The organism is Flavobacterium sp. HNIBRBA15423 (genome assembly GCF_052655965.1).
This window is the reverse complement of record NZ_CP199751.1, coordinates 4,078,083-4,099,038: the sequence shown is the minus strand read 5'-3', so window position 1 is coordinate 4,099,038 and position 20,956 is coordinate 4,078,083. Positions and strand designations below refer to the sequence as shown.

Genomic DNA, 20,956 nt, shown 5'->3' with positions numbered 1-20,956 from the left:
ATGAGTATTATTGAAAAAAAACTAAAGGATAGAAGTGGTTCAAAATGTGAACTATGCGGTAACGAATATGATTTACAAGTATTCAGTGTTCCTCCTCATTCAGAAGAAAGTTTAGAACATTCAATATTAGGATGTAAAACATGCATAAATCAAATTGAAAATACAGATGATTTAGATTTAAATCATTGGAGATGCTTAAATGATAGTATGTGGAACGAGAATCTTCCAGTGCAAATTGTTTCTTGGAGAATGCATGCAAGACTAAAAAACATGGATATGTTAGAAATGATGTATTTAGATGAAGAAGCTTTAGATTGGGCAAAAGCAACTGGAGAAACAGATGATGATGAAGGAAAAATAACACACAAAGATTCTAATGGAAATATTTTACATGACGGAGATTCAGTAGTATTAATAAAAGATTTAGATGTAAAGGGAGCAAATTTTACGGCAAAAAGAGGAGCTGCTGTACATAACATTAAATTAGTTTGGGATAATGCTGAACAAATTGAAGGTCGTGTTGAGAATCAACATATTGTAATATTAACTCAATACGTTAAGAAAACAAAATAATAACTAATACATTTTTTTAAAAGGAGCTGACTAAATAAATTTAGTCAGCTCCTTTTTTATACTTATATAAGAAGAGTAAAAACACCCTTTTAAAAAAGGATATTTCCTTTATTCATTTTAAAAAATCACTGCTCAAAAAAAGGTAATCAACCTATTTAAAAAACAGGCAATCCGCTCTAATACAAAGTTTTAATTAATAGCAATTTTACAGCATCAAAAAGCAAGTAAAATAAACCAACAATTAAAACATACAAATTATGGCAAAAAAAGCAGTTATAATAGGAATAAACGATTATGCTCCTATTGGCCCAGGAGGTCCAGATTTAAATGGTTGTATTCATGATGCTAGAGACATGGCAAATACATTAGTAATTTGTGGTTTCTCACCTAAAGACATCCGAATACTTACCAATCAAAACGCTACAAAATCAAATATTTTAAACTATTTAAAATGGTTAGTAACCACAAGTAAAAAAGGAGACTCACTCGTTTTTTATTATTCTGGACATGGAACAAGAGTAGCAAGCATGAATGATGATCTAGAACTTGATGGTCTTGACGAAGCAATATGTCCTCATGATTATAAGACCGCGGGTGTTTTAAGAGACGACGACTTCAAAGCAATTTTAAACACCTTACCAACAGGTGTAAACTTAGATGTTTTCTTTGATTGTTGTCACTCTGGATCTGGTACAAGAAGAATAAAATTTGATGAGTTTAACAATCTAACCAATGAAACTCCAAGGTTTATTGAACCTATGCTTGAAGACGAATTCTATATTAATTTTTCTCGAGAATTAGAAACTAAGTCCGAAAAAGAAATAAATACAAAATCCGAAAAAAAATCAACTACAAAGTCTTTGATCAAAGTAAGAGCAATGAATCATGTCTTATGGGCGGCTTGTAAAGAAAATCAAGTAGCAATGGAAGGAGATTTCACAGGACAGACAAGAGGATATTTTACCTACAACTTATGCAAAATATTAAGAGCTACAAACGGAAAAATTAACAGGACTCTTCTAGATATACAGTTGTCGAATGCTTTGTCAGCAATGGGTGCGGCACAAATAAATCAGACAGAAGGAAAAACAACAGAATTAAAACAGTTCCTATTTAAATAAATCAATAACAATTACAAAACAATTAACATGAAAAATCAAAAAAATGAAAAACCAATGTCATCAGACGAGGTTAAAAAATTAAAGTCTGTAAAAGCAAAAAAAACAGACATATTAGATGAAAATGGTCTTTTAGAAATAGAAGCCATTGCTGTTGAAAAAATTTCAAAGGGAGCAAGATCACTAGGAGATGTAGAAGGCTTTATTCCAGAAAATGTGGATCAAGATTTTAATCCCCCTCTAGACAAAAAAGGAGCAAAAAAAGCAAAATTCATTGATCGAGAAACATTTATGCAACCTCAAGGAAGCAAAACTATCTTCGGACCAGATCAGAGAATTGTCTACAATTCAACTGCTTACCCGTGGAGATGTGTGGGTAGAATAGAAACCGCTTTAGGCTATGCTAGTGGAGTAATGATTGGACCTAGACATGTATTGACTTGTGCTCATGTAATAGATTTTTTGAGCAATGGTTCAACAGGGTGGATTAAATTTTCTCCAATGTATTATAATGGTCCAAATGCTACTTATGGAACGGCAAATGCAATTAAAACCTATTATAAATACAAAGTAAAAGGGCCTACAATCGATAGTACTGAAGCCAAATATGACTATGCAGTAATAGTGCTAGATAGGAATATTGGCAACACAACGGGATGGATGGGAGCAAAGGCCTATACAGATTCTTGGGATGGAGGTGCTTATTGGACACATGCGGGTTATCCAATGGATTTAACAGGAGCACAACGACCTATTTATCAAAACAGTATCGCTTTAAATGGAGACAATTCCACTATAGATACCCATCAAGCAATTTATCATCAAGGTGATGTTTGGCCAGGTCAAAGCGGTGGTCCATTTTGGGGATATTGGGGATCAACACCTTATGTAGTGGCTGTTCAAAGTTGGCAAAATGCTACAACAAATGCAGCAAGTGGCGGTAATGATTTATTGGATTTAGTGAATAAGGCTAGAGCCGAGTATCCATAAAAATCAATAAATAAAAATTAAACTAAGGATTTCTTTTCCAAAATTCAAGATTAATAGGAAATAAATTCAAGCAATTGAAATTTTCATTTAATCAGAATCGTTTAAATGAATTTCCAAAAAATAATTAATGAATAAAAAAGGCGGAAACCGAAAAGCCTTAATAGAGTAGGAAAAAAACTTATAAAATTAAAAATTATGTCAACATTTGTTCCAATGCCTGATGAAAAAGACTTTTTAAGTTATTTATTAGGTGATGTTTTTAAAAAAATGACTAACGGTGGTGATGCAAAAATGTTAGGGCCAAACAATTTTATTGCATGGGAACCTGTTCCTGTTGTTATGGATCCTGAAGCTTTTGATTATGCATTAAAAGGCTTTTTTGGAGCTACTCCAAAATTAGAAAATATGTCAGATGAAGAATATGAAGATGCAAGAAGTTCTAAAAAATACAGTAAATATGCTTATTCTGAAGAATTTGCTAGAATTGCAGATCAAATTCCAAGTATGATTCCAGAAATTGACCGAGCAACAGGTGCAAGAAAATTTACCATTTTCAGTCCACATCCAGATCACACAAAATCTAATGTTTACAGTGATGTTTTAGAGTATTGTGTAGTAAAAAATTCTAAAATTGATCCAAAAGTAGAAAAGAAATTGGAGACATTGAGAAAAGACATTGTTACTATAAAGAAATTAAAAAATCCAGATTTTGATGACACTATGGTAGAGCATCCTGAAGATAATCCTAAGTACATCTACCAATCTTTTCCTTCACCTAAATATGTAAAGTATTTAGAATATGAAGCTCTTTATTATGAAGCAGAAGATAAATTAACGGATTTACAAAAGCGAGTAGCTGATGGAGATAGTGAAGCCATGAGCGAAATGGCTATTAATGGACGCAATTTTATTAAGAGAAGAGATGATGCCTTAAAAAGATGGGAAGGAATCGGTTATAAAGGGAAAATTGAAAAATCATTAAATTATATTGATGAAATTGAAAGTAGCAACTTTATAACAATCAAAAAAAGATATGAATCAGAGTTATTAGCAGCAAAAAGAACTGGTTTAGGCGGAATGAATTCTTATTTCTTCTCGGCACCTATTCCTGCTAGTACACTAGCAAACTCTACAAAATGGTTGTCTTACGAATTCAAAAAAAGCGATTATGAATCAAACTATAAAAACACAGCTCATAGTTGGAGTGCAGGTGCATCGTTTATGGGTGTTTTTGGTGGAGCAGCAAGTGGAAAACATAAAAAAATTGATTCTAACTTTAATTTCAATGATTTTGAAATGTCCTTCAGAATTGGTAAAGCATATGTTTCTAGCCCTTGGTTTGGAAGTACATTCCTAAAATCTCGTTACTGGAAATATTCTAAAAATGGTGCAGAAATATTGAATAATCAAATGATTAGCGATGGTAATGGAAAAGGATTGTTACCTGCTGTAACTACAGAACTTTATTTTATTTCTGATTTAAAAATTGGTTTCAAAAAAGGATCTGATTCTTATAAAAAAACAGAAGATGAAGTAAAAGCTGGAGCAGCATTAACAATAGGGCCATTTGCAATTGGTGGCTCTTATGGATATAGTGATACTCGTGTTAACAGAACTGGTTCTAGAGAAAAACAAGGTATGTCATCAGGAGGTATACTATTATTAGGAAGAAAGTGTAATATCTTAGATTTATCACCTAATCCTCTACCTTCTATTAAAGAGGATGAATGGGTAGAAGTAAATTAAAATAATCATTTAAAGCCCAAACTTCTATTAGCAATGTTTGGGCTTTTATTTAAAATAAACATCATGAAATACTATGCCGCATTATTCCAAAAAATAAAAGATTATTACAAAACACAAACAACTAATGATCTAGAAATTCCATTAATATGTCCTTCATTAAGAGTCTATGAAGAATCTGAAATGAAGTTATTACTTCCTCAAATGCTTATTGAGGAAAAACTTAAAGGAGAAGCATTACTCAAAAAACAAGACATCTCATTTCAATTAAATTCTATTCCATCATCTGATAAATATTGGGATATAAACCCAAGCAATACACTTTTTGATGCTTATAGCAAAATTATCAATACAGAACAAAGTATTACTATTGAAGAAAATCAATTAGAAATTGAAGACGCAAAAAAAATACTATATGATGCAAAAGAAAAACCTACAAAAGAAAAAAAAGCATATGATAAATACATTAATCTCTTTGATAATTTAATTTCAGAATGGGAAGAACATGTTTTAAAATTCAATAATTTAACAACTGATGATGAAAAACAAGTTTGGTTAGAAAAATTAAACATTATTTTGTTAAAAAAGGAAAAATTAATTATTGATCATAAACTTTTGGGATATAAAGATAGTATTGAAAAGGCAATGAAAGTAATTAATAAAACTGATGGGTTTGATGTTTTTTTATCCAATCTCATCAACTCCAGAAATATAATGGAAAACTCTAAAAAGACTGGACTTCAATCTTTAGAATCCTATCATGATATAAACTTTGTCCCATATGATTTCATGTCAAACGATAATGGCTGGACTAAGTTATTAATGGATAAAAAAGAATTAGATGAATTATATGAAAAAGTAAAACTTGAAAAAAATGATTTCCCAGAAGAAATTATATCAATAGATTATGATGAAAAAAACATCTTAGGTATAGAACTAGAATTCTCAATAATTAACATGCAACGCAATTGGTTTAATTTATCACCTATAATTTCTAGCTTTTTCAAATGGACAGAAGTAAAATCAATTTCTGATGGTCAAACAATAAGCAATGAATTTTTATTACCAGCCTTTTCAAAAAAAATGATTTTAATGAAAAATCTAAAAATAAATATTGATCCTAGCATAAATTCTGAACAAGTAAGTAATATTAATCAGCTTATTCATTTTGGTCCCATAATAATGAAAAACCAACTTTTTGTTAATTCCCAAAGTAATGTGAAATTTGTTAAAGCTATAAAAAATAAAGAAACTTTAAAATCAAATAATATAAATTATTACAGAACAAAAGCCAATATTTCCGATGCAACAATCAGCAAACCAGTAACTAGAACAGCTCCTATACCTAAACCAACAGCAGATTTTAGTAGAATTGCAAGACCAATAACTAGAGTTACTCCTGTTAAACCTGGAGCTATTAATCCAAAACCTATAATTATGGCTTCAGCAATTAAACTTAATCCCATCTTGTTTCAGCCTGCAACAGTTTTAGCTATAAATAACAATTTAACAACTATAGTAGTAAATATTAAAGATGCTGTTACAAAAGAAGCAGTATATAAATCAGAAATTTCAATTATAGGAACTAATAACAGTTATTTTAAAGAAATAGAATCTGATAAAGAAGGCACAATAGATTTCAAATTACCCATAGGCAATTATAAAATAAAAATTGTAAAAAATGGCTATAGCATCCTTGAACAAGAATTAAAAGTCGAGAATAAAAACACTATTACAAAAGAATATTCTTTATCACCAGAATCGGTTAATTATGATAGTTATTTTTTAATAGGTATGATTTGCGAAAAACTACCTAAAATCCCTAAATAAAACCTTATGCAAAAAAGTATAGAAACAAGGTGGTTATTAAGTTCAAATGAATTTAAAACGATAGAACATTGGTTTAACCAAAAAGATGTTTATTTTAAAAACACAGCTGATTTTCCTAGACAAGATTATTATTTAAAACTAGTAAAGAACACTAACCTAGGTATAAAAATAAGAGAACCAAAATTGGTTAATAATGAACAAAAATCTAAGCTAGAAATAAAACTACTCTTAGAAGATAATGGTTCTCAAAAATTCAATAATAACAATCAGGGCATAGTAAATACTTGGGAAAAGTTCAGTTTTGAAACCATTGGAAATGAACCAGAAACCGAAAAAATAATAGCATTATTTACTTTTAACGGTTGTGACTTACAATCTTGGATTAAAGTTGAAAAAGACAGATTATTGGTAAAATTTGATACCATCAAAAACACAATAGTTTCTGCTGAAACTATGATAGGTGAAGGAAGTGGTATCGAATTAACCAAATTTAAAATTGAAAACAAAATATACTATTCCCTAGGAATTGAAACCTTTTCGACTTCAAAAAAAGAAAAAGATAATTTTAATCAAACAACAAATTATATCTTCAATGATATTAAAATATCAGGACTTAGTAGTTTAAAATCACTCTCTTATCCAGAAATCATTAGTAATCATTTTCTAGGTTATTAAATAAACAAATTATCATGAGAACTATAAAATACAACAATAAAGCACCAGAAGTTGCTACATTATGCGATTTGCTTTCAAAACTAGGTTATAATTTAGTAGTTTCAGATTCTTTTACCCTTCAAGTAGATGCAGCGGTAAAAGATTTTCAATATAAAAACAACTTAGTTGTAGATGGAATAGTTGGTATAAAAACTTGGTCAAAACTATTTGAATTAAGTAATATTACAACACACAATAACAAACTATTATCGGAACGAGATTTAATAGAATTTGCAAATGAATTCCAACTTGAATTGCCTTGTGTAAAAGCTGTAAATGAAGTTGAAAGTAGCGGAAAAGGATTTTTAGCAAATGGCAAACCCAAAATATTATTTGAAGGACATTTTTTTTGGAGAGAGCTCAATAAAAAAGGCTTTAATCCTAGCCAATATTCAAATGCAAATACGGCTGATGTCTTATATCAATCTTGGACAAAAAAACACTATTTAGGTGGTGACGGAGAATATACTCGATTACAAAAAGCGATGCAAATAAACCCTAGTCAAGCATTTCAAGATGCTGCATATTGTGCTGCATCATGGGGTTGTTTTCAAATTATGGGATTCAATGCTATATCCATAGGTTATAATTCTATTGATGAATTTGTTCAAAAGATGCATCTCAACGAAAAAGAACATCTCATTGCCTTTGGAAAATTCCTAAAAACAAATAATCTTATTCCTTATTTACAAAATAAAGATTGGGCTGGTTTTGCTTTTCAATATAATGGTCCTAGTTATAAAACCAATAAATATGATGAAAAGTTAGCTACTGCATATAGAAAATATTCTTAAAAATTTACCTTTAATTAGATAAAGCAAATAATAACCAAGATTATTATGGGGGGTAGATTCAAATAATTATAGATTATATATATGACTAATTACTACACACTAAAAACCAAATACGCACACTCAACAACCTTGCTAAATTCCTAAAAAAAACTATCGTGAATGGTTTCAATTTTGACGTATATTAACCCATACTGATGTATTTAAAGCGGTTTAATAAGGGTTTTGTCGGAGATTGTTCGGAAACACTTCTGTCAAGTAGCAAAAAACTGACACTTTTTTGCAACAACTTCCGAACGAAACTGCTACCAAACCAAGAAAGGTAAATTTTATAATATTTCTGAGGATTAACCTAAAATTGTAAACTAAAACTAGTACAAGACAACAGCTATTTTAGGACGAGTCAAAGACAAGTCAAAGTAATATTTATAACGTATATATAGCGTATATATAGTGTCTTTATAACGTATATAATAGGAATACAACAAGGGGTAAAGCAATTTCATAATAAGAGCTTTTATTCATCATCCTTCACAAAAACACCTTCGTTTTATAAAGAATAAGAAACATAAAGTCAATTTTAAAACTAATTTTTAAAGCACATAAGATTTAGCTATACCACAATTTCTTTTTTTCATCTAAAAAAAGACTACAATTATTCGAAATTTAGTATTTTCGCATCTTCAAATAAGAAAGCGATATAATGAGTACTAAATTTACTGAATATAAAGGACTTGACTTGCCAACAGTTGCGTCTGAAGTATTGGATTTTTGGAAAAAAGAAAACATCTTCGATAAAAGTGTAACCACACGAGAAGGAAACCAACCCTATGTGTTTTTTGAAGGACCTCCTTCAGCAAACGGATTGCCTGGTATTCACCACGTAATGGCACGTGCTATCAAAGATATTTTTTGTCGCTATAAAACACAAAAAGGATACCAAGTAAAACGTAAAGCAGGTTGGGATACACACGGCTTACCTGTAGAATTAGGTACCGAAAAAGAATTAGGAATCACCAAAGAAGATATTGGAACTAAAATTTCCGTTGCAGAATATAACGAAGCCTGCAAACGCACTGTTATGCGTTACACAGATGTTTGGAACGATCTAACAGAAAAAATGGGCTATTGGGTAGACATGGAAAATCCCTATGTGACCTATAAATCCAAATACATGGAAACCGTTTGGTGGTTGCTAAAACAAATCTATAACAAAGACTTGTTATACAAAGGCTACACCATCCAACCTTATTCTCCAAAAGCAGGAACAGGTTTGTCTTCGCACGAAGTAAACCAACCAGGAAGTTATAGAGATGTAACTGATACTACAGTAGTAGCACAGTTCAAAGCAATTAATGAAACCTTACCTTCATTTCTTCAAGGATTTGGAGAGGTTCATTTTCTAGCTTGGACAACAACTCCTTGGACATTACCTTCAAATACAGCATTAACCGTTGGTCCAAAAATCGATTATGTTTTGGTAGAAACGTTTAACCAATATACCTTTCGACCAGTAAAAGTTATTCTAGCTAAAAACTTAGTAGGAAAACAATTTGGAAAAACATTTTTCGAATCTGCTGAAGCATCAGATTTTGAAAATTTCAAAGAAGGAGATAAAAAAATTCCTTTTCAAGTACTCAAAGAATTCAAAGGAGCTGATTTAGTTGGAATTCGTTACGAACAACTAATGCCTTTAGCTTTGCCTAATGATAATCCAGAAAATGCTTTTAGAGTAATTGCTGGTGATTTCGTTACCACAGAAGATGGAACAGGAATTGTACACACCGCACCAACTTTTGGAGCAGACGATGCTAAAGTAGCAAAAGAAGCAAAACCAGAAGTACCTCCAATGTTAGTCAAAGACGCTAATGATAACTTAGTGCCTTTAGTAGATTTACAAGGAAAGTTTATTCAAGGACTGGGAGAATATTCTGGGAAATACGTTAAAAACGAATATTACAACGATGGTGAAGCTCCAGAGCGTTCAGCAGATGTAGAAATAGCTATCCAATTAAAAGAAGAAAACAAAGCCTTTAAAGTAGAAAAATACGTACACAGTTACCCACATTGTTGGAGAACAGACAAGCCTATTTTATATTATCCTCTAGATTCATGGTTCATTAAAGTGACGGAAGTTAAAGAACGTATGTTCGACTTAAATGAAACCATTAACTGGAAACCAAAAGCAACAGGAGAAGGACGTTTTGGAAATTGGTTAAAAAATGCCAACGATTGGAACTTATCACGTTCAAGATATTGGGGAATTCCATTGCCAATTTGGAGAAACGAAGAAGGAACAGAAGAAATCTTAATTGGTTCCGTTGAAGAACTATACAACGAAATAGAAAAAGCAATTGCAGCAGGTTTCCAAAAAGAAAACCCATTCAAAGGATTCGAAATAGGAAACATGAGTGAAGAGAACTACGATTTAGTCGATTTACATAAAAATGTAGTAGATGATATCGTTTTAGTTTCTGCTTCAGGTAAACCAATGAAACGCGAGAGCGATTTAATTGACGTTTGGTTCGATTCCGGTGCAATGCCTTATGCACAATGGCATTATCCATTTGAAAACAAAGAGAAAATAGACGTAAATAAAGCATTTCCAGCCGATTTTATCGCAGAAGGAGTTGACCAAACACGCGGTTGGTTTTATACCTTACACGCAATTGGAACCTTAGTTTTTGATAAAATTGCCTATAAAAATGTAGTGTCAAACGGATTAGTGCTAGACAAAAACGGACAAAAAATGTCAAAACGTCTAGGAAATGCAGTAGATCCATTTACTACTTTAGCAGAATATGGCCCAGATGCTACACGTTGGTACATGATTTCAAATGCAAACCCTTGGGATAACTTAAAATTTGATATCGAAGGAGTAGCTGAAGTGAGACGTAAATTTTTTGGAACACTATACAATACATATTCATTCTTTGCGTTATACGCTAACATTGATAATTTCACGTATGCAGAAGCTGAAATTCCATTAAACGAAAGACCAGAAATCGACCGTTGGATTTTATCAGAATTGCATACTTTAATTCAGTTTGTAGATGAAGCGTATGCGGATTATGAACCTACAAAAGCAGCAAGAGCAATTTCTGACTTTGTTCAGGAAAACTTGAGCAATTGGTACGTTCGTTTATGTAGAAGAAGATTTTGGAAAGGAGAATATGGAACAGATAAAATTGCAGCCTATCAAACACTTTACACCTGTTTAGAAACAGTAGCAAAATTAGCAGCACCAATAGCTCCATTCTTTATGGACAAACTTTATAAAGATTTAAATGCGGCTACAGCCAAAGAAAAGTTTGAAAGTGTACATTTAGCAGAATTCCCAGTAATGGTTGAAAACTTTGTTGATAAATCACTCGAAAGCAGAATGTTGAAAGCGCAAACAGTATCTTCATTAGTTTTGTCCTTACGTAAAAAAGAAATGATAAAGGTACGTCAACCACTGCAAAAGGTAATGATTCCGGTGCTTGACAAAGCTTTTAAAGCTGAAATAGAAGCCGTTTCAGATCTTATAAAAGCAGAAGTAAATATCAAAGAAATTCAATTGTTAGAGGACGCTTCTGGGGTATTGGTAAAACAAATTAAGCCAAATTTTAAAGCACTTGGACCACGTTTTGGTAAAGATATGGGTTTGATTTCCAAAGAGATACAAAATTTCAACCAAGAACAAATCCAAATTCTTGAAAAGCAAGGCGAAATAATGCTTGAAATATCAGGAAAAAGTATTACTTTAACAACCGAAGATGTAGAGATTTCATCACAAGATATTCCAGGTTGGTTAGTAGCTAATTCAAATGGAATTACGGTTGCACTAGACATTACAATTGATGAAAAATTACGTAATGAAGGTGTTGCTAGAGAGCTAGTGAATAGAATTCAAAACATTAGAAAAGATTCTGGATTTGAAGTAACAGATAAAATAAAAGTACATATTCAAAATAATGCGATTATTGAGCAATCCGTTATAGAAAATGAAACCTATATTAAATCAGAAACTTTAACAGAAGAATTAATTTTTGTACCAAAAATAGAAAATGGTATAGAAATTGAGTTTGATGAAGTAAAAACAGTTGTGTTAATATCAAAATAGAGTTTCTGTTGAACTCCTTCTAGATATGATTATTAGTAATAACCTTAATAAATAGAAATGATGATTGATGAAAAATTAAGATATTCAGACGCAGATTTAGCTGAGTTTAAAGAAATTTTATTAAAAAAAATAGAGAAAGCACAAGCCGATTTAGATTTGATCAGAAGTGCTTATATGAATGATTTAAATAATGGAACAGATGATACTTCTCCAACGTTTAAAGCATTTGAAGAAGGCAGTGAAACAATGTCTAAAGAAGCAAATTCTCAATTGGCTACACGTCAAGAAAAGTTCATTAGAGACTTAAAGAATGCGCTTTTCCGTGTGGAAAATAAAACATATGGTATTTGTAAAGTCACAGGTAAGTTAATAAGTAAAGATCGCTTAAAAGTGGTTCCTCATGCAACTATGAGCATAGAGGCAAAAAACTTACAACGTTAATCTTTATATAAAATAATATTAACGCTCCTTTAGGAGCGTTTTTTTTTATTAAAATCCTTATTTTTGTTCAAATTTTAAACAGAATGTCATTAAAGAAAGCTTATTTTATAGTAATACTTATTCTACTTATCGATCAAATTTCTAAGATCTATATCAAAACACATTTTTTTATTAACGAAGAAATAAAAGTCTTTGAATGGTTTCGTATTCATTTTATTGAAAATGAAGGTATGGCATGGGGAGCAGTAATTCCTGGAGAGCATGGGAAATTAGCGCTTACCCTTTTTAGATTAGTAGTAGTGCCAGGAATAGCTTGGTGGCTTTGGGATTCAATTAAGAAAAAACAATCAAATTATTTAATTACTGCAATATCTTTAATATTAGCTGGTGCCATTGGAAATATTATAGATTCTGTTTTTTATGGAGTAATATTTAATGATAGTTATCATCAAGTAGCAACTGCGTTCGCTGAACAGCCTTATGGAACATGGTTTCATGGTGAAGTAGTAGATATGCTTTATTTTCCATTTTGGGAAGGAAATCTACCAGAATGGTTGCCATTTTGGGGAGGAAAACATTTTTCTTTCTTTAATGCAATTTTTAATGTTGCAGATATGGCAATTTCAACTGGTGTAGGTATATTAATTGTCTTTAATAAAAAAGCATTTTCCAAATAGCTTATTTTAATCAAAAAATATTGAAGTATAAAAAAAACGCTTTGCATTTGCAAAGCGTTTTTTGTGTAAATTATTATCAGTTTTTTATAAACTAGCTTTTAAAAATTCTCTATTCATACGAGCAATGTTTTCAAGAGAAATTCCTTTAGGACATTCAACTTCACAAGCTCCTGTATTTGTACAGTTACCAAAACCTTCTTCATCCATTTGTCTTACCATGTTTTGTACACGTTGAGTTGCTTCAACTTTACCTTGAGGCAATAAAGCATATTGAGAAACTTTCGCACCTACAAATAACATAGCAGAACCATTTTTACAACTTGCTACACATGCTCCACAACCAATACATGCGGCTGCCATAAATGCTTTGTCTGCATCATCCTTAGGAACAGGAATAGAGTTAGCGTCAATAGTGTTTCCAGAAGTATTTACAGACACAAAACCACCTGCTTGTTGAATTCTATCAAAAGAACTTCTATCTACTACTAAATCTTTAATTACTGGGAAAGCTTTGCTTCTAAATGGCTCAATATATATTGTATCACCATCTTTAAACTTTCTCATGTGTAATTGACAAGTAGTAGTTCCAGTTTCAGGACCATGTGCTCTACCATTAATGTAAAGAGAACACATACCACAAATACCTTCTCTACAATCATGGTCAAATGCTACAGGTTCTTGTTTATTATTAACTAATTGTTCGTTTAATTGGTCTAACATTTCTAAAAACGAACTAGCTGTAGATACATTATCTAATTTGTAATCTACTATGCCCCCTTTTTCTTTAGCATTTTTTTGACGCCAAATTTTAAGGTTTATATTTATATTTTTTGCTGTACTCATAATTTTCTATTTATAATTTCTAGCTGCAATTTTAATAAATTCATACTTCAAGTCCTCTTTATGAAGTTCTGCTTTAGTAGTATCTTGACCTTTGTATTCCCAAGCACCTACAAATGACATATTAACATCATCACGAAGTGTTTCTCCTTCAGCATCTTGATACTCTTCTCTAAAATGTCCTCCACAAGATTCTTTACGTTGTAATGCATCCATTGCCATTAATTGTCCTAATTCTAAGAAATCAGCTACACGAAGTGCTTTTTCTAATTCAGGATTCATTTCATCAGCACTTCCAGGGACATAAACTTCTTTGTAAAACGCTTCACGAATTTGACCAATTTCTTCAATTGCTTCTTTTAATCCTTGTTCATTACGAGCCATACCTACCTTATTCCACATTACGTGTCCTAATTTTTTATGGAAATGATCAACTGTCTTTGTTCCATTGTTATTTAAGAACATGTTAATTGAATCTTTTACATTCTTTTCCGCTTCAACAAATTCTGGAGCATCAGTTGAAATTTTACCTGTACGAATTTCATCTGCTAAATAATTAGAAACAGTATATGGTAATACGAAATAACCATCCGCTAAACCTTGCATTAAAGCTGATGCACCTAAACGATTGGCTCCATGGTCTGAGAAGTTCGCTTCACCAGCAACAAAACAACCCGGAATTGATGATTGTAAGTTATAATCAACCCAAACGCCTCCCATTGTATAGTGAACTGCAGGGTAAATTTTCATTGGTGTTTCGTATGGATTTTCGTCAGTAATTTTTTCATACATTTCGAATAAGTTACCATATTTCTCTTCCAACCATTTTTTTCCTAATGTGATAATTTCTTCTTCAGAAGGATTGTGGTTTCCTTGTGCATAAGCAACCTCTTTTCCTTTACTTTTCACTTCAGAAGAAAAATCCAAGTAAACACCTTCGTTAGTATCATTAGCTTCAATTCCATAACCTGCATCACAACGTTCTTTTGCTGCACGAGAAGCAACGTCACGAGGGACTAAGTTACCGAAAGCAGGATATCTTCTTTCTAAATAATAATCTCTATCTTCTTCAGCAATTTGTGTTGGTTTTAATTTACCTGCACGTATTGCTTCTGCATCTTCTTTTTTCTTTGGCACCCAAATACGACCTGAGTTACGTAATGATTCCGACATTAACGTTAACTTTGATTGGTTAGTTCCATGAACTGGAATACATGTTGGGTGAATTTGTACATAACATGGGTTAGCAAAAGCAGCACCTTGTTTGTGAATTTTCCAAGAAGCAGTTACGTTACTTCCCATAGCATTTGTAGAAAGGAAATATACGTTTCCATAACCTCCAGAGGCTATAACCACAGCATGAGCAGAATGTCTTTCAATTTCACCAGTAACTAAGTTACGTGCAATGATTCCACGAGCTTTACCATTGATTTTAACTAAATCAAGCATTTCGTGACGGTTGTACATTTTAACACGTCCTAACCCGATTTGTCTTGATAAAGCTGAATACGCTCCTAATAATAATTGTTGTCCAGTTTGTCCAGCTGCGTAGAAAGTACGTTGTACTTGTACACCACCAAACGAACGATTGTCAAGCATTCCGCCATATTCGCGTGCAAAAGGAACACCTTGAGCTACGCATTGATCGATAATGTTTCCCGAAACTTCTGCTAAACGGTGAACATTTGCTTCTCGAGCACGGTAATCACCACCTTTTATGGTGTCATAAAATAAACGGTAAATAGAATCACCATCATTTTGATAATTTTTTGCTGCATTAATTCCACCTTGTGCAGCAATGGAGTGCGCACGACGTGGAGAATCTTGAAAACAAAAAGCTTTTACATTATATCCCATTTCTCCAAGAGAAGCAGCTGCTGAAGCACCTGCTAAACCAGTTCCAACAACTATAATGTCTAATTTTGGTCTATTATTTGGAGCAACTAATTTTAAATGATCTTTATAATCAGTCCATTTTTTATTTAATGGTCCTTCTGGTATTTTAGAATCTAACTTCATATTATATCTGATGTTGATTATTTAGTAAAATGAATGTATAATGGGATAATTGCAAACAATAGTGGTACAATTACAGAAAATGCTTTCCCAATAAATTTAATAGTTGGTGTGTATTTAGGGCCATTTAATCCTAATGATTGAAATGCACTTGAAAACCCATGCCATAAGTGAAATCCTAAAGCAAACATTGCTAATACATATCCAATTGTAAACAATAAACCATATTTTGCATCTCTAAAAAATGCCATTGTAATTTTATGTAAGTCTTTATATAAATCGGTAATTTTCACATTAGCTTGAGCGTGATATAATTCCGTTTTATTAACTAATTTAAATTGTTTTGGAGCATGATTGTGTTCCTCTGTATGGGTGCCAATTTCTACTTGATCTATTGGGTAGTATTGACCCGATTGTGTGCCTACGTAGAAGTCTTGTTTCATACCAGGTTGACCTTCAATAGATTTAGTCATCAAAGGCATATTTTTATCAAAATGCATCTTTGCCCAAAAATTAACCATGTGAGTTACAATAAATACTAAAACAATTGTTCCTAAAACGGCCATGTTTCTTGAAGAAAAACTACTGTTAGCTGAAGGATTTGTTTTTGCGTATCCTATTGGTCTTGCTTTTGCATTTTGATAGGTTAATAAAAATCCATCAATAGCATGAAAAAGAATTGAAATGTAAGTTAAATAAGAAAGAATTTTTACTGCAGGATTAGTAGTCATAAATAACGCATACTCATTAAATTGTAATGCATCACCAAAAATCAATTGAAGATTTCCGGCTAAGTGACCAGCTAAAAACAAGCATAAAAATAAACCTGTAAGAGCCATCCAGTATTTCTTAGCAATAGATGACTTTAAAAGTGCTGATTTTGCCATAATTTTATTTGATTGTTCTAGTTTTAAAAATCAAACAAAAATACTGCATAAAAAATTTAACTACAACCTTTTAGTGGTAATTTATAATCAATTTAAAATATGTTTAATTGTCTTTGTTAATCAAAGGGTTACAGTTCTAGTTATCTAGTAAATGTTGGCTGTAAGCCTCTTATACCCATGTCAATTACATTTTCACCCGCAGTAGGTTCATATTTTCCATCTGCATTTACCTCTTGCCATTCAAAACTATTGTTTGTAGAAAGTGAAAGTGTTACAACAATGTCTTTATTTTCATTTCCAGTAATGACTAAGTTGTTTGAAAATTTACCGGTAACAACACAAGATCCCGATGGAATCGAAGATGTAGAAGCTATAGGGTTTGGTACGGTTGTGGTTCCTTGTGGAGTTTGACTTGAAGTTGCATAAGGGAAATCATGCAAAGCTAATGCCCAATATCCTTGTAAACGATTAGCATTCACATTAAAAATATTATTACCAATATTATGTGTTGTGATGTAAGTGTTATATCCTACAAAACTTTCTAAAGTTGCCGTATAATCATTTCCATTATTTAATATTGAAATATCATAATTTTGATAAGATAATGATACTCTAACATATTGATAACTTCCTTGATTAATGTTGCTTAATGGTATAGATAAGAATGTTTCATCTTCAAAAACTATTTTTGACTGAGAAAAATCAATAGCTGCATCTCCACCAGAAATAGTTTCTGGAGCATGATATAAAACAGTACCTTCTCCTAATTGAGTAAATTTGTTTTGGGTTAATTCAAAATAATGAGCACTTATAGTATTGAAAATAGGGGATTGAGCTGCATTTCCAATTGGAATTGATGAGGGCTGACCAAGATTATCTAGTCTAAACTGATTTTCATCAAACTTAAATTTTATGATTAATTGAGGTTCTTCGTTAACTAAATTATCGTCTTTGTCTGAACAAGAAAAGAAAATCACGCAACCTGTGAAAAACAGTATCAATAAAAATTTATTCATTTCTTTTCTAAAAATTTAACAATTAACACTTTAGTTAGTCTCTTTAAATATATTATTTAATAACGTGTAAAAATAGAATTTTATTGTTAATAATTATTGTTTAATAATGTTAAAAATGCAGATTGATTATTCTAAAATTATTCTGTGATTATATAACAATTTATTGTGAATTATAAAACGGAACTAATCTTTTATTTATAATTTAATAAAAATGAATTTTACTTGTTTTTTCTTGTTTTAAACAAGAGTTTTTTTTGACTAGAATTGTAAATTTATGGGCTTAAAAAAATGAATATGAAAACAGGAATCGATGCCATCGCATTTGATATTGCAAAATTATATTTGCCTATAAAGAAGTTGGCAATTGCCAGAAATATTGAGCCTGAAAAATTAGAAAAAGGACTAGGCTTATTAAAAATGACATTGTCTGATATTCATCAAGATACCGTTGTTTTTGGAGCCAATGCTTTGACGAAATTAATAGTAGAACAAAACATCAATTTAAGTGATATTTCCAGAATTTATGTAGGAACTGAAAGTGCAATTGATAGTTCAAAACCAATTGCTTCGTTTTTAAGTTCATTAATGGAACAAAAATTTGGTTTTAATTCTCTTTCAGAATGTGATGTTGTGGATTTTACATTTGCCTGCATTGGTGGTGTAGATGCTTTGCAAAATTGTATTGATTTTGTTCGATTAAATCCCGATAAAAAAGCAATAGTTGTTACTACTGATATTGCCAAATATGACTTAAATTCTGCTGGTGAATACACACAAGGTGCTGGTGCTGTAGCAATGTTAGTAAGTTCAAATCCTAGAATTATTGCTTTTGAAAATCATTGGGCAACTAGTACAAAAGGAGTTTTTGACTTTTTTAAACCATATCGAAATCTTTCAAAAGAAACAATTACAGGAAATGTATTTAATGAGAATTGGTTCAATAATTTAGAAGCAGAAATTGAAATTCATAAAGATCAACCTGTTTTTGATGGTCAATATTCTAACCAATGTTATATGGATCGAACAAAGGAAGCTTATTTTTCGTTTAAAAAACTAAAAAACACTGAAGACACCATATATTTTAGCTGGTCAAGTATTATTATGCATTTGCCATATTCGTTTCAGGGAAGAAGAATGCTGTCTGAAATTTATGCTTTGGATTCGAAAGAAATAATAGTTGATTCTAATTCTTTGGATTACCAAAATAAATTAAAAGAAGTGAGTAAATCTGAAGCATATCAAAAATTTGTTTCGGAAAAATTACAACCAGCAGAAATTGCTTCATCAATTATTGGTAACCTTTACACAGGTTCTATTTTTATGGGATTACTATCTACTTTATCTCATTTTTATAATATTAATAATGAAATTAAAGGAGAAAAATTTGGTTTCTTGGCTTATGGAAGTGGTTCCAAGTCTAAAGTTTTTGAAGGTACAATTCAATCGCAATGGAAAGAAGCTTTAAGTAAAATCCATCTTTTTGAAACCTTAGAACAAAATCACGAAATTGATTTTGAAACTTATGAAAAGTTACATAAAAAAGAACAAAAAACTAGTATAAGAACTCCAAAAAACGAATGGATTATCGATTATATTGAAAAAGAAAACCCAAATTTGATAGGTGCTCGTTATTATAAATGGATAGATTAACTTTCTAACTATATTTCTCCATGTATTTATTTACAATTAAATCCGTATTTTCATTACGAATTTTTTGTTCCAATTGTACAGGAGCTGCAGCTCTTTCTAAACAATCTTTAACCGCACAAGTTTCACAAGTAACACCAACCACTTGTTTTACAATTGATTCATTATCAATAAATTTAAATTTCTTTTTTAAAGTTGGTGTAATTAAAATCCCAACAGAAATGCTTCTAATATGATTTTTCTTAAAAGGATCTGGTGTTGCTGATGAGAATACTAAATATTCGTTTTTACTATTTTCATAACACGAAATTTGAGCATCAAAAAAATGTTCTTTTTTTTGTTTTAAAGATTCAACCATAGTTCGAACCGAAACCCATCTTCTGCAATAATGTTCGTTCATTTCATTAGCATGTGGTTCTTGCTGATTTGTGATATGTAATTCTTTCTTAATCTTATAATTATCACTTCCTATTTTATGCGACATACGTAAGAAAAAAAGATTTTTTAACTGATAGTCTTTTGGTAAAAGATTGGTTAGTCTTTGGTAAAAAGACTCTGGAGAAACCTTAAAGTCAGTAATCAATTGAACAAATTCTTGTGGTTTTGGGTTTTCTTTGGCAATAAATATGTCTAGTTTTTCGATCATCTTCTTTCTTGGTAATAACAAAGCACCAGCAAAATAAGAAGCATAAAAATTATTTAATACTTGATCAAAATTTTCAAATTTTATCCAACTAAACGTGTATAGTCGTTCTTCGATTTTTAAATAATTATAGGCAATTTCTTTAGCAAAAATGAATGCTTTCTGAGAATTATCAACATCGGTAGAAATTAATAAGGTTTTGCTTTTTGCAACAAAAATTGAACGCAAATCGCCTAATTCCTTTTGTTCATTAAAAAGTAATTCTTCTATTTTGTAATTATACTCTTCTATTAAAATCGATTTTAATTCCTCTAAGGAAATTTCAGCATCTAAATCAATATGAAAGGCTTTTGCAAAATCGAGTACTTTTTGCTCTAAATCTTCAAAGTAATTATTTTGAGCTTCTTGATAAGAGCGCAAAGCAGCTAAAAAAAAACTTTCTCTAGATAAATTATAGTGTTGAGCAATTTCAATAATAGTACTAATAAAAGCATTTACTTTTGCTGGAGCATTGGCAATAATATCAATTAAATCACTTTCTTCAATGCCAAAAATATCTAAAGGGATTTCTTTTAAGATTCCAGAATTTAAAATTTCACCAATAGGAGCAAGATTATTATCGAGCTTTAAAGAGACCATGTTGTCATAAGGAATCTCTAATTTTTCAGATAATAGTATGATTTTATCTGTTTTTGGATATTTTTTCCCTTTTTCAATTTCGTTTAAATACGATTTTGACAAACCTGTAATTTTTGCTAAACCAAATAATGATAAATTCTTGTTTGTTCGAGCCTGCCTAAGTTTCAGCCCAAATATCAATTTAATATAATCTCTTTCCAAATTCATAATATCAAAGATACGCTAATATTTAAAATAACAAAAAAATAATTTTTTTACATTTTAGCGTACGTTCGCTTGTTTTGTA

The 20,956-nt window shown here is 31.0% G+C and carries 16 protein-coding genes; 11 read left to right on the top strand and 5 right to left on the bottom strand.

The features are described 5' to 3' along the window. The 10 genes from ACULEV_RS18280 to ACULEV_RS18235 all read left to right on the top strand — a co-directional run bounded on the left by ACULEV_RS18280 (window position 1) and on the right by ACULEV_RS18235 (window position 12,982). A complete protein-coding gene (locus ACULEV_RS18280; protein WP_445456489.1) occupies window positions 1-573 on the top strand; it encodes a PhnA domain-containing protein in 573 nt (190 codons plus the stop codon). Between the two features lie 257 nt (window positions 574-830). After that, entirely contained in the window at window positions 831-1,694 is an 864-nt protein-coding gene (locus ACULEV_RS18275; RefSeq protein WP_445456488.1) for a caspase family protein, read from the top strand. 27 nt (window positions 1,695-1,721) lie between these two features. Beyond that, window positions 1,722-2,681, top strand: coding sequence for a trypsin-like serine peptidase (locus ACULEV_RS18270; protein ID WP_445456487.1), 960 nt, complete (start codon window positions 1,722-1,724; stop codon window positions 2,679-2,681). A gap of 195 nt (window positions 2,682-2,876) precedes the next feature. Further along, window positions 2,877-4,427 (top strand): hypothetical protein, encoded by a 1,551-nt coding sequence (locus tag ACULEV_RS18265; protein WP_445456486.1) that lies wholly within the window; start codon window positions 2,877-2,879, stop codon window positions 4,425-4,427. A 63-nt stretch (window positions 4,428-4,490) separates the two neighbouring features. Beyond that, window positions 4,491-6,254: a hypothetical protein gene (locus ACULEV_RS18260; protein ID WP_445456485.1), complete on the top strand. Its 1,764-nt coding sequence runs from the start codon at window positions 4,491-4,493 to the stop codon at window positions 6,252-6,254. A gap of 6 nt (window positions 6,255-6,260) precedes the next feature. After that, window positions 6,261-6,929 carry a hypothetical protein gene (locus ACULEV_RS18255; protein WP_445456484.1) on the top strand — a complete coding sequence of 223 codons (669 nt, stop codon included), beginning with the start codon at window positions 6,261-6,263 and terminating at the stop codon, window positions 6,927-6,929. A 14-nt stretch (window positions 6,930-6,943) separates the two neighbouring features. Continuing rightward, window positions 6,944-7,762, top strand: coding sequence for an N-acetylmuramidase domain-containing protein (locus ACULEV_RS18250; protein WP_445456483.1), 819 nt, complete (start codon window positions 6,944-6,946; stop codon window positions 7,760-7,762). A 700-nt stretch (window positions 7,763-8,462) separates the two neighbouring features. Continuing rightward, window positions 8,463-11,864, top strand: coding sequence for an isoleucine--tRNA ligase (ileS, locus tag ACULEV_RS18245; RefSeq protein WP_445456482.1), 3,402 nt, complete (start codon window positions 8,463-8,465; stop codon window positions 11,862-11,864). Window positions 11,865-11,924: 60 nt separating this feature from the next. Next, window positions 11,925-12,305, top strand: a complete 381-nt coding sequence (locus ACULEV_RS18240) for a TraR/DksA family transcriptional regulator (RefSeq protein WP_445458563.1) — start codon at window positions 11,925-11,927, stop codon at window positions 12,303-12,305. 83 nt (window positions 12,306-12,388) lie between these two features. Further along, on the top strand, window positions 12,389-12,982 hold the full coding sequence (locus ACULEV_RS18235) for a lipoprotein signal peptidase (RefSeq protein WP_445456481.1): 594 nt from the start codon (window positions 12,389-12,391) through the stop codon (window positions 12,980-12,982). An 84-nt stretch (window positions 12,983-13,066) separates the two neighbouring features. Here the strand turns inward: ACULEV_RS18235 and ACULEV_RS18230 are convergent, their stop codons facing one another. The 4 genes from ACULEV_RS18230 to ACULEV_RS18215 form a co-directional block, all read right to left on the bottom strand. Next, a complete protein-coding gene (locus tag ACULEV_RS18230; protein ID WP_445456480.1) occupies window positions 13,067-13,825 on the bottom strand; it encodes a succinate dehydrogenase/fumarate reductase iron-sulfur subunit in 759 nt (252 codons plus the stop codon). Window positions 13,826-13,831: 6 nt separating this feature from the next. Next, window positions 13,832-15,841: a fumarate reductase/succinate dehydrogenase flavoprotein subunit gene (locus ACULEV_RS18225; RefSeq protein ID WP_445456479.1), complete on the bottom strand. Its 2,010-nt coding sequence runs from the start codon at window positions 15,839-15,841 to the stop codon at window positions 13,832-13,834. Window positions 15,842-15,858: 17 nt separating this feature from the next. After that, window positions 15,859-16,725 (bottom strand): succinate dehydrogenase cytochrome b subunit, encoded by an 867-nt coding sequence (locus ACULEV_RS18220; protein ID WP_445456478.1) that lies wholly within the window; start codon window positions 16,723-16,725, stop codon window positions 15,859-15,861. A gap of 140 nt (window positions 16,726-16,865) precedes the next feature. Further along, window positions 16,866-17,741 carry a hypothetical protein gene (locus ACULEV_RS18215; RefSeq protein WP_445456477.1) on the bottom strand — a complete coding sequence of 292 codons (876 nt, stop codon included), beginning with the start codon at window positions 17,739-17,741 and terminating at the stop codon, window positions 16,866-16,868. Between the two features lie 294 nt (window positions 17,742-18,035). Here ACULEV_RS18215 and ACULEV_RS18210 point away from each other — a divergent pair, with 294 nt between their 5' ends. After that, window positions 18,036-19,391: a hydroxymethylglutaryl-CoA synthase family protein gene (locus ACULEV_RS18210; RefSeq protein ID WP_445456476.1), complete on the top strand. Its 1,356-nt coding sequence runs from the start codon at window positions 18,036-18,038 to the stop codon at window positions 19,389-19,391. A gap of 4 nt (window positions 19,392-19,395) precedes the next feature. Here the strand turns inward: ACULEV_RS18210 and ACULEV_RS18205 are convergent, their stop codons facing one another. Then, complete coding sequence (locus ACULEV_RS18205) at window positions 19,396-20,877, bottom strand: helix-turn-helix domain-containing protein (protein WP_445456475.1); 1,482 nt, start codon at window positions 20,875-20,877, stop codon at window positions 19,396-19,398. Between the last annotated feature and the right edge of the window lie 79 nt (window positions 20,878-20,956).

Bases quoted from the DNA above. Each gene is read 5' to 3' on its own strand.
- ACULEV_RS18225 (WP_445456479.1), bottom strand. From the start codon at position 15,841: ATGAAGTTAGATTCTAAAATACCAGAAGGACCATTAAATAAAAAATGG.
- ACULEV_RS18230 (WP_445456480.1), bottom strand. From the start codon at position 13,825: ATGAGTACAGCAAAAAATATAAATATAAACCTTAAAATTTGGCGTCAA.
- ACULEV_RS18205 (WP_445456475.1), bottom strand. From the start codon at position 20,877: ATGAATTTGGAAAGAGATTATATTAAATTGATATTTGGGCTGAAACTT.
- ACULEV_RS18210 (WP_445456476.1), top strand. From the start codon at position 18,036: ATGAAAACAGGAATCGATGCCATCGCATTTGATATTGCAAAATTATAT.
- ACULEV_RS18260 (WP_445456485.1), top strand. From the start codon at position 4,491: ATGAAATACTATGCCGCATTATTCCAAAAAATAAAAGATTATTACAAA.
- ACULEV_RS18215 (WP_445456477.1), bottom strand. From the start codon at position 17,741: ATGAATAAATTTTTATTGATACTGTTTTTCACAGGTTGCGTGATTTTC.
- ACULEV_RS18220 (WP_445456478.1), bottom strand. From the start codon at position 16,725: ATGGCAAAATCAGCACTTTTAAAGTCATCTATTGCTAAGAAATACTGG.
- ACULEV_RS18255 (WP_445456484.1), top strand. From the start codon at position 6,261: ATGCAAAAAAGTATAGAAACAAGGTGGTTATTAAGTTCAAATGAATTT.
- ACULEV_RS18280 (WP_445456489.1), top strand. From the start codon at position 1: ATGAGTATTATTGAAAAAAAACTAAAGGATAGAAGTGGTTCAAAATGT.
- ACULEV_RS18250 (WP_445456483.1), top strand. From the start codon at position 6,944: ATGAGAACTATAAAATACAACAATAAAGCACCAGAAGTTGCTACATTA.
- ACULEV_RS18270 (WP_445456487.1), top strand. From the start codon at position 1,722: ATGAAAAATCAAAAAAATGAAAAACCAATGTCATCAGACGAGGTTAAA.
- ACULEV_RS18240 (WP_445458563.1), top strand. From the start codon at position 11,925: ATGATTGATGAAAAATTAAGATATTCAGACGCAGATTTAGCTGAGTTT.
- ileS (WP_445456482.1), top strand. From the start codon at position 8,463: ATGAGTACTAAATTTACTGAATATAAAGGACTTGACTTGCCAACAGTT.
- ACULEV_RS18275 (WP_445456488.1), top strand. From the start codon at position 831: ATGGCAAAAAAAGCAGTTATAATAGGAATAAACGATTATGCTCCTATT.
- ACULEV_RS18265 (WP_445456486.1), top strand. From the start codon at position 2,877: ATGTCAACATTTGTTCCAATGCCTGATGAAAAAGACTTTTTAAGTTAT.
- ACULEV_RS18235 (WP_445456481.1), top strand. From the start codon at position 12,389: ATGTCATTAAAGAAAGCTTATTTTATAGTAATACTTATTCTACTTATC.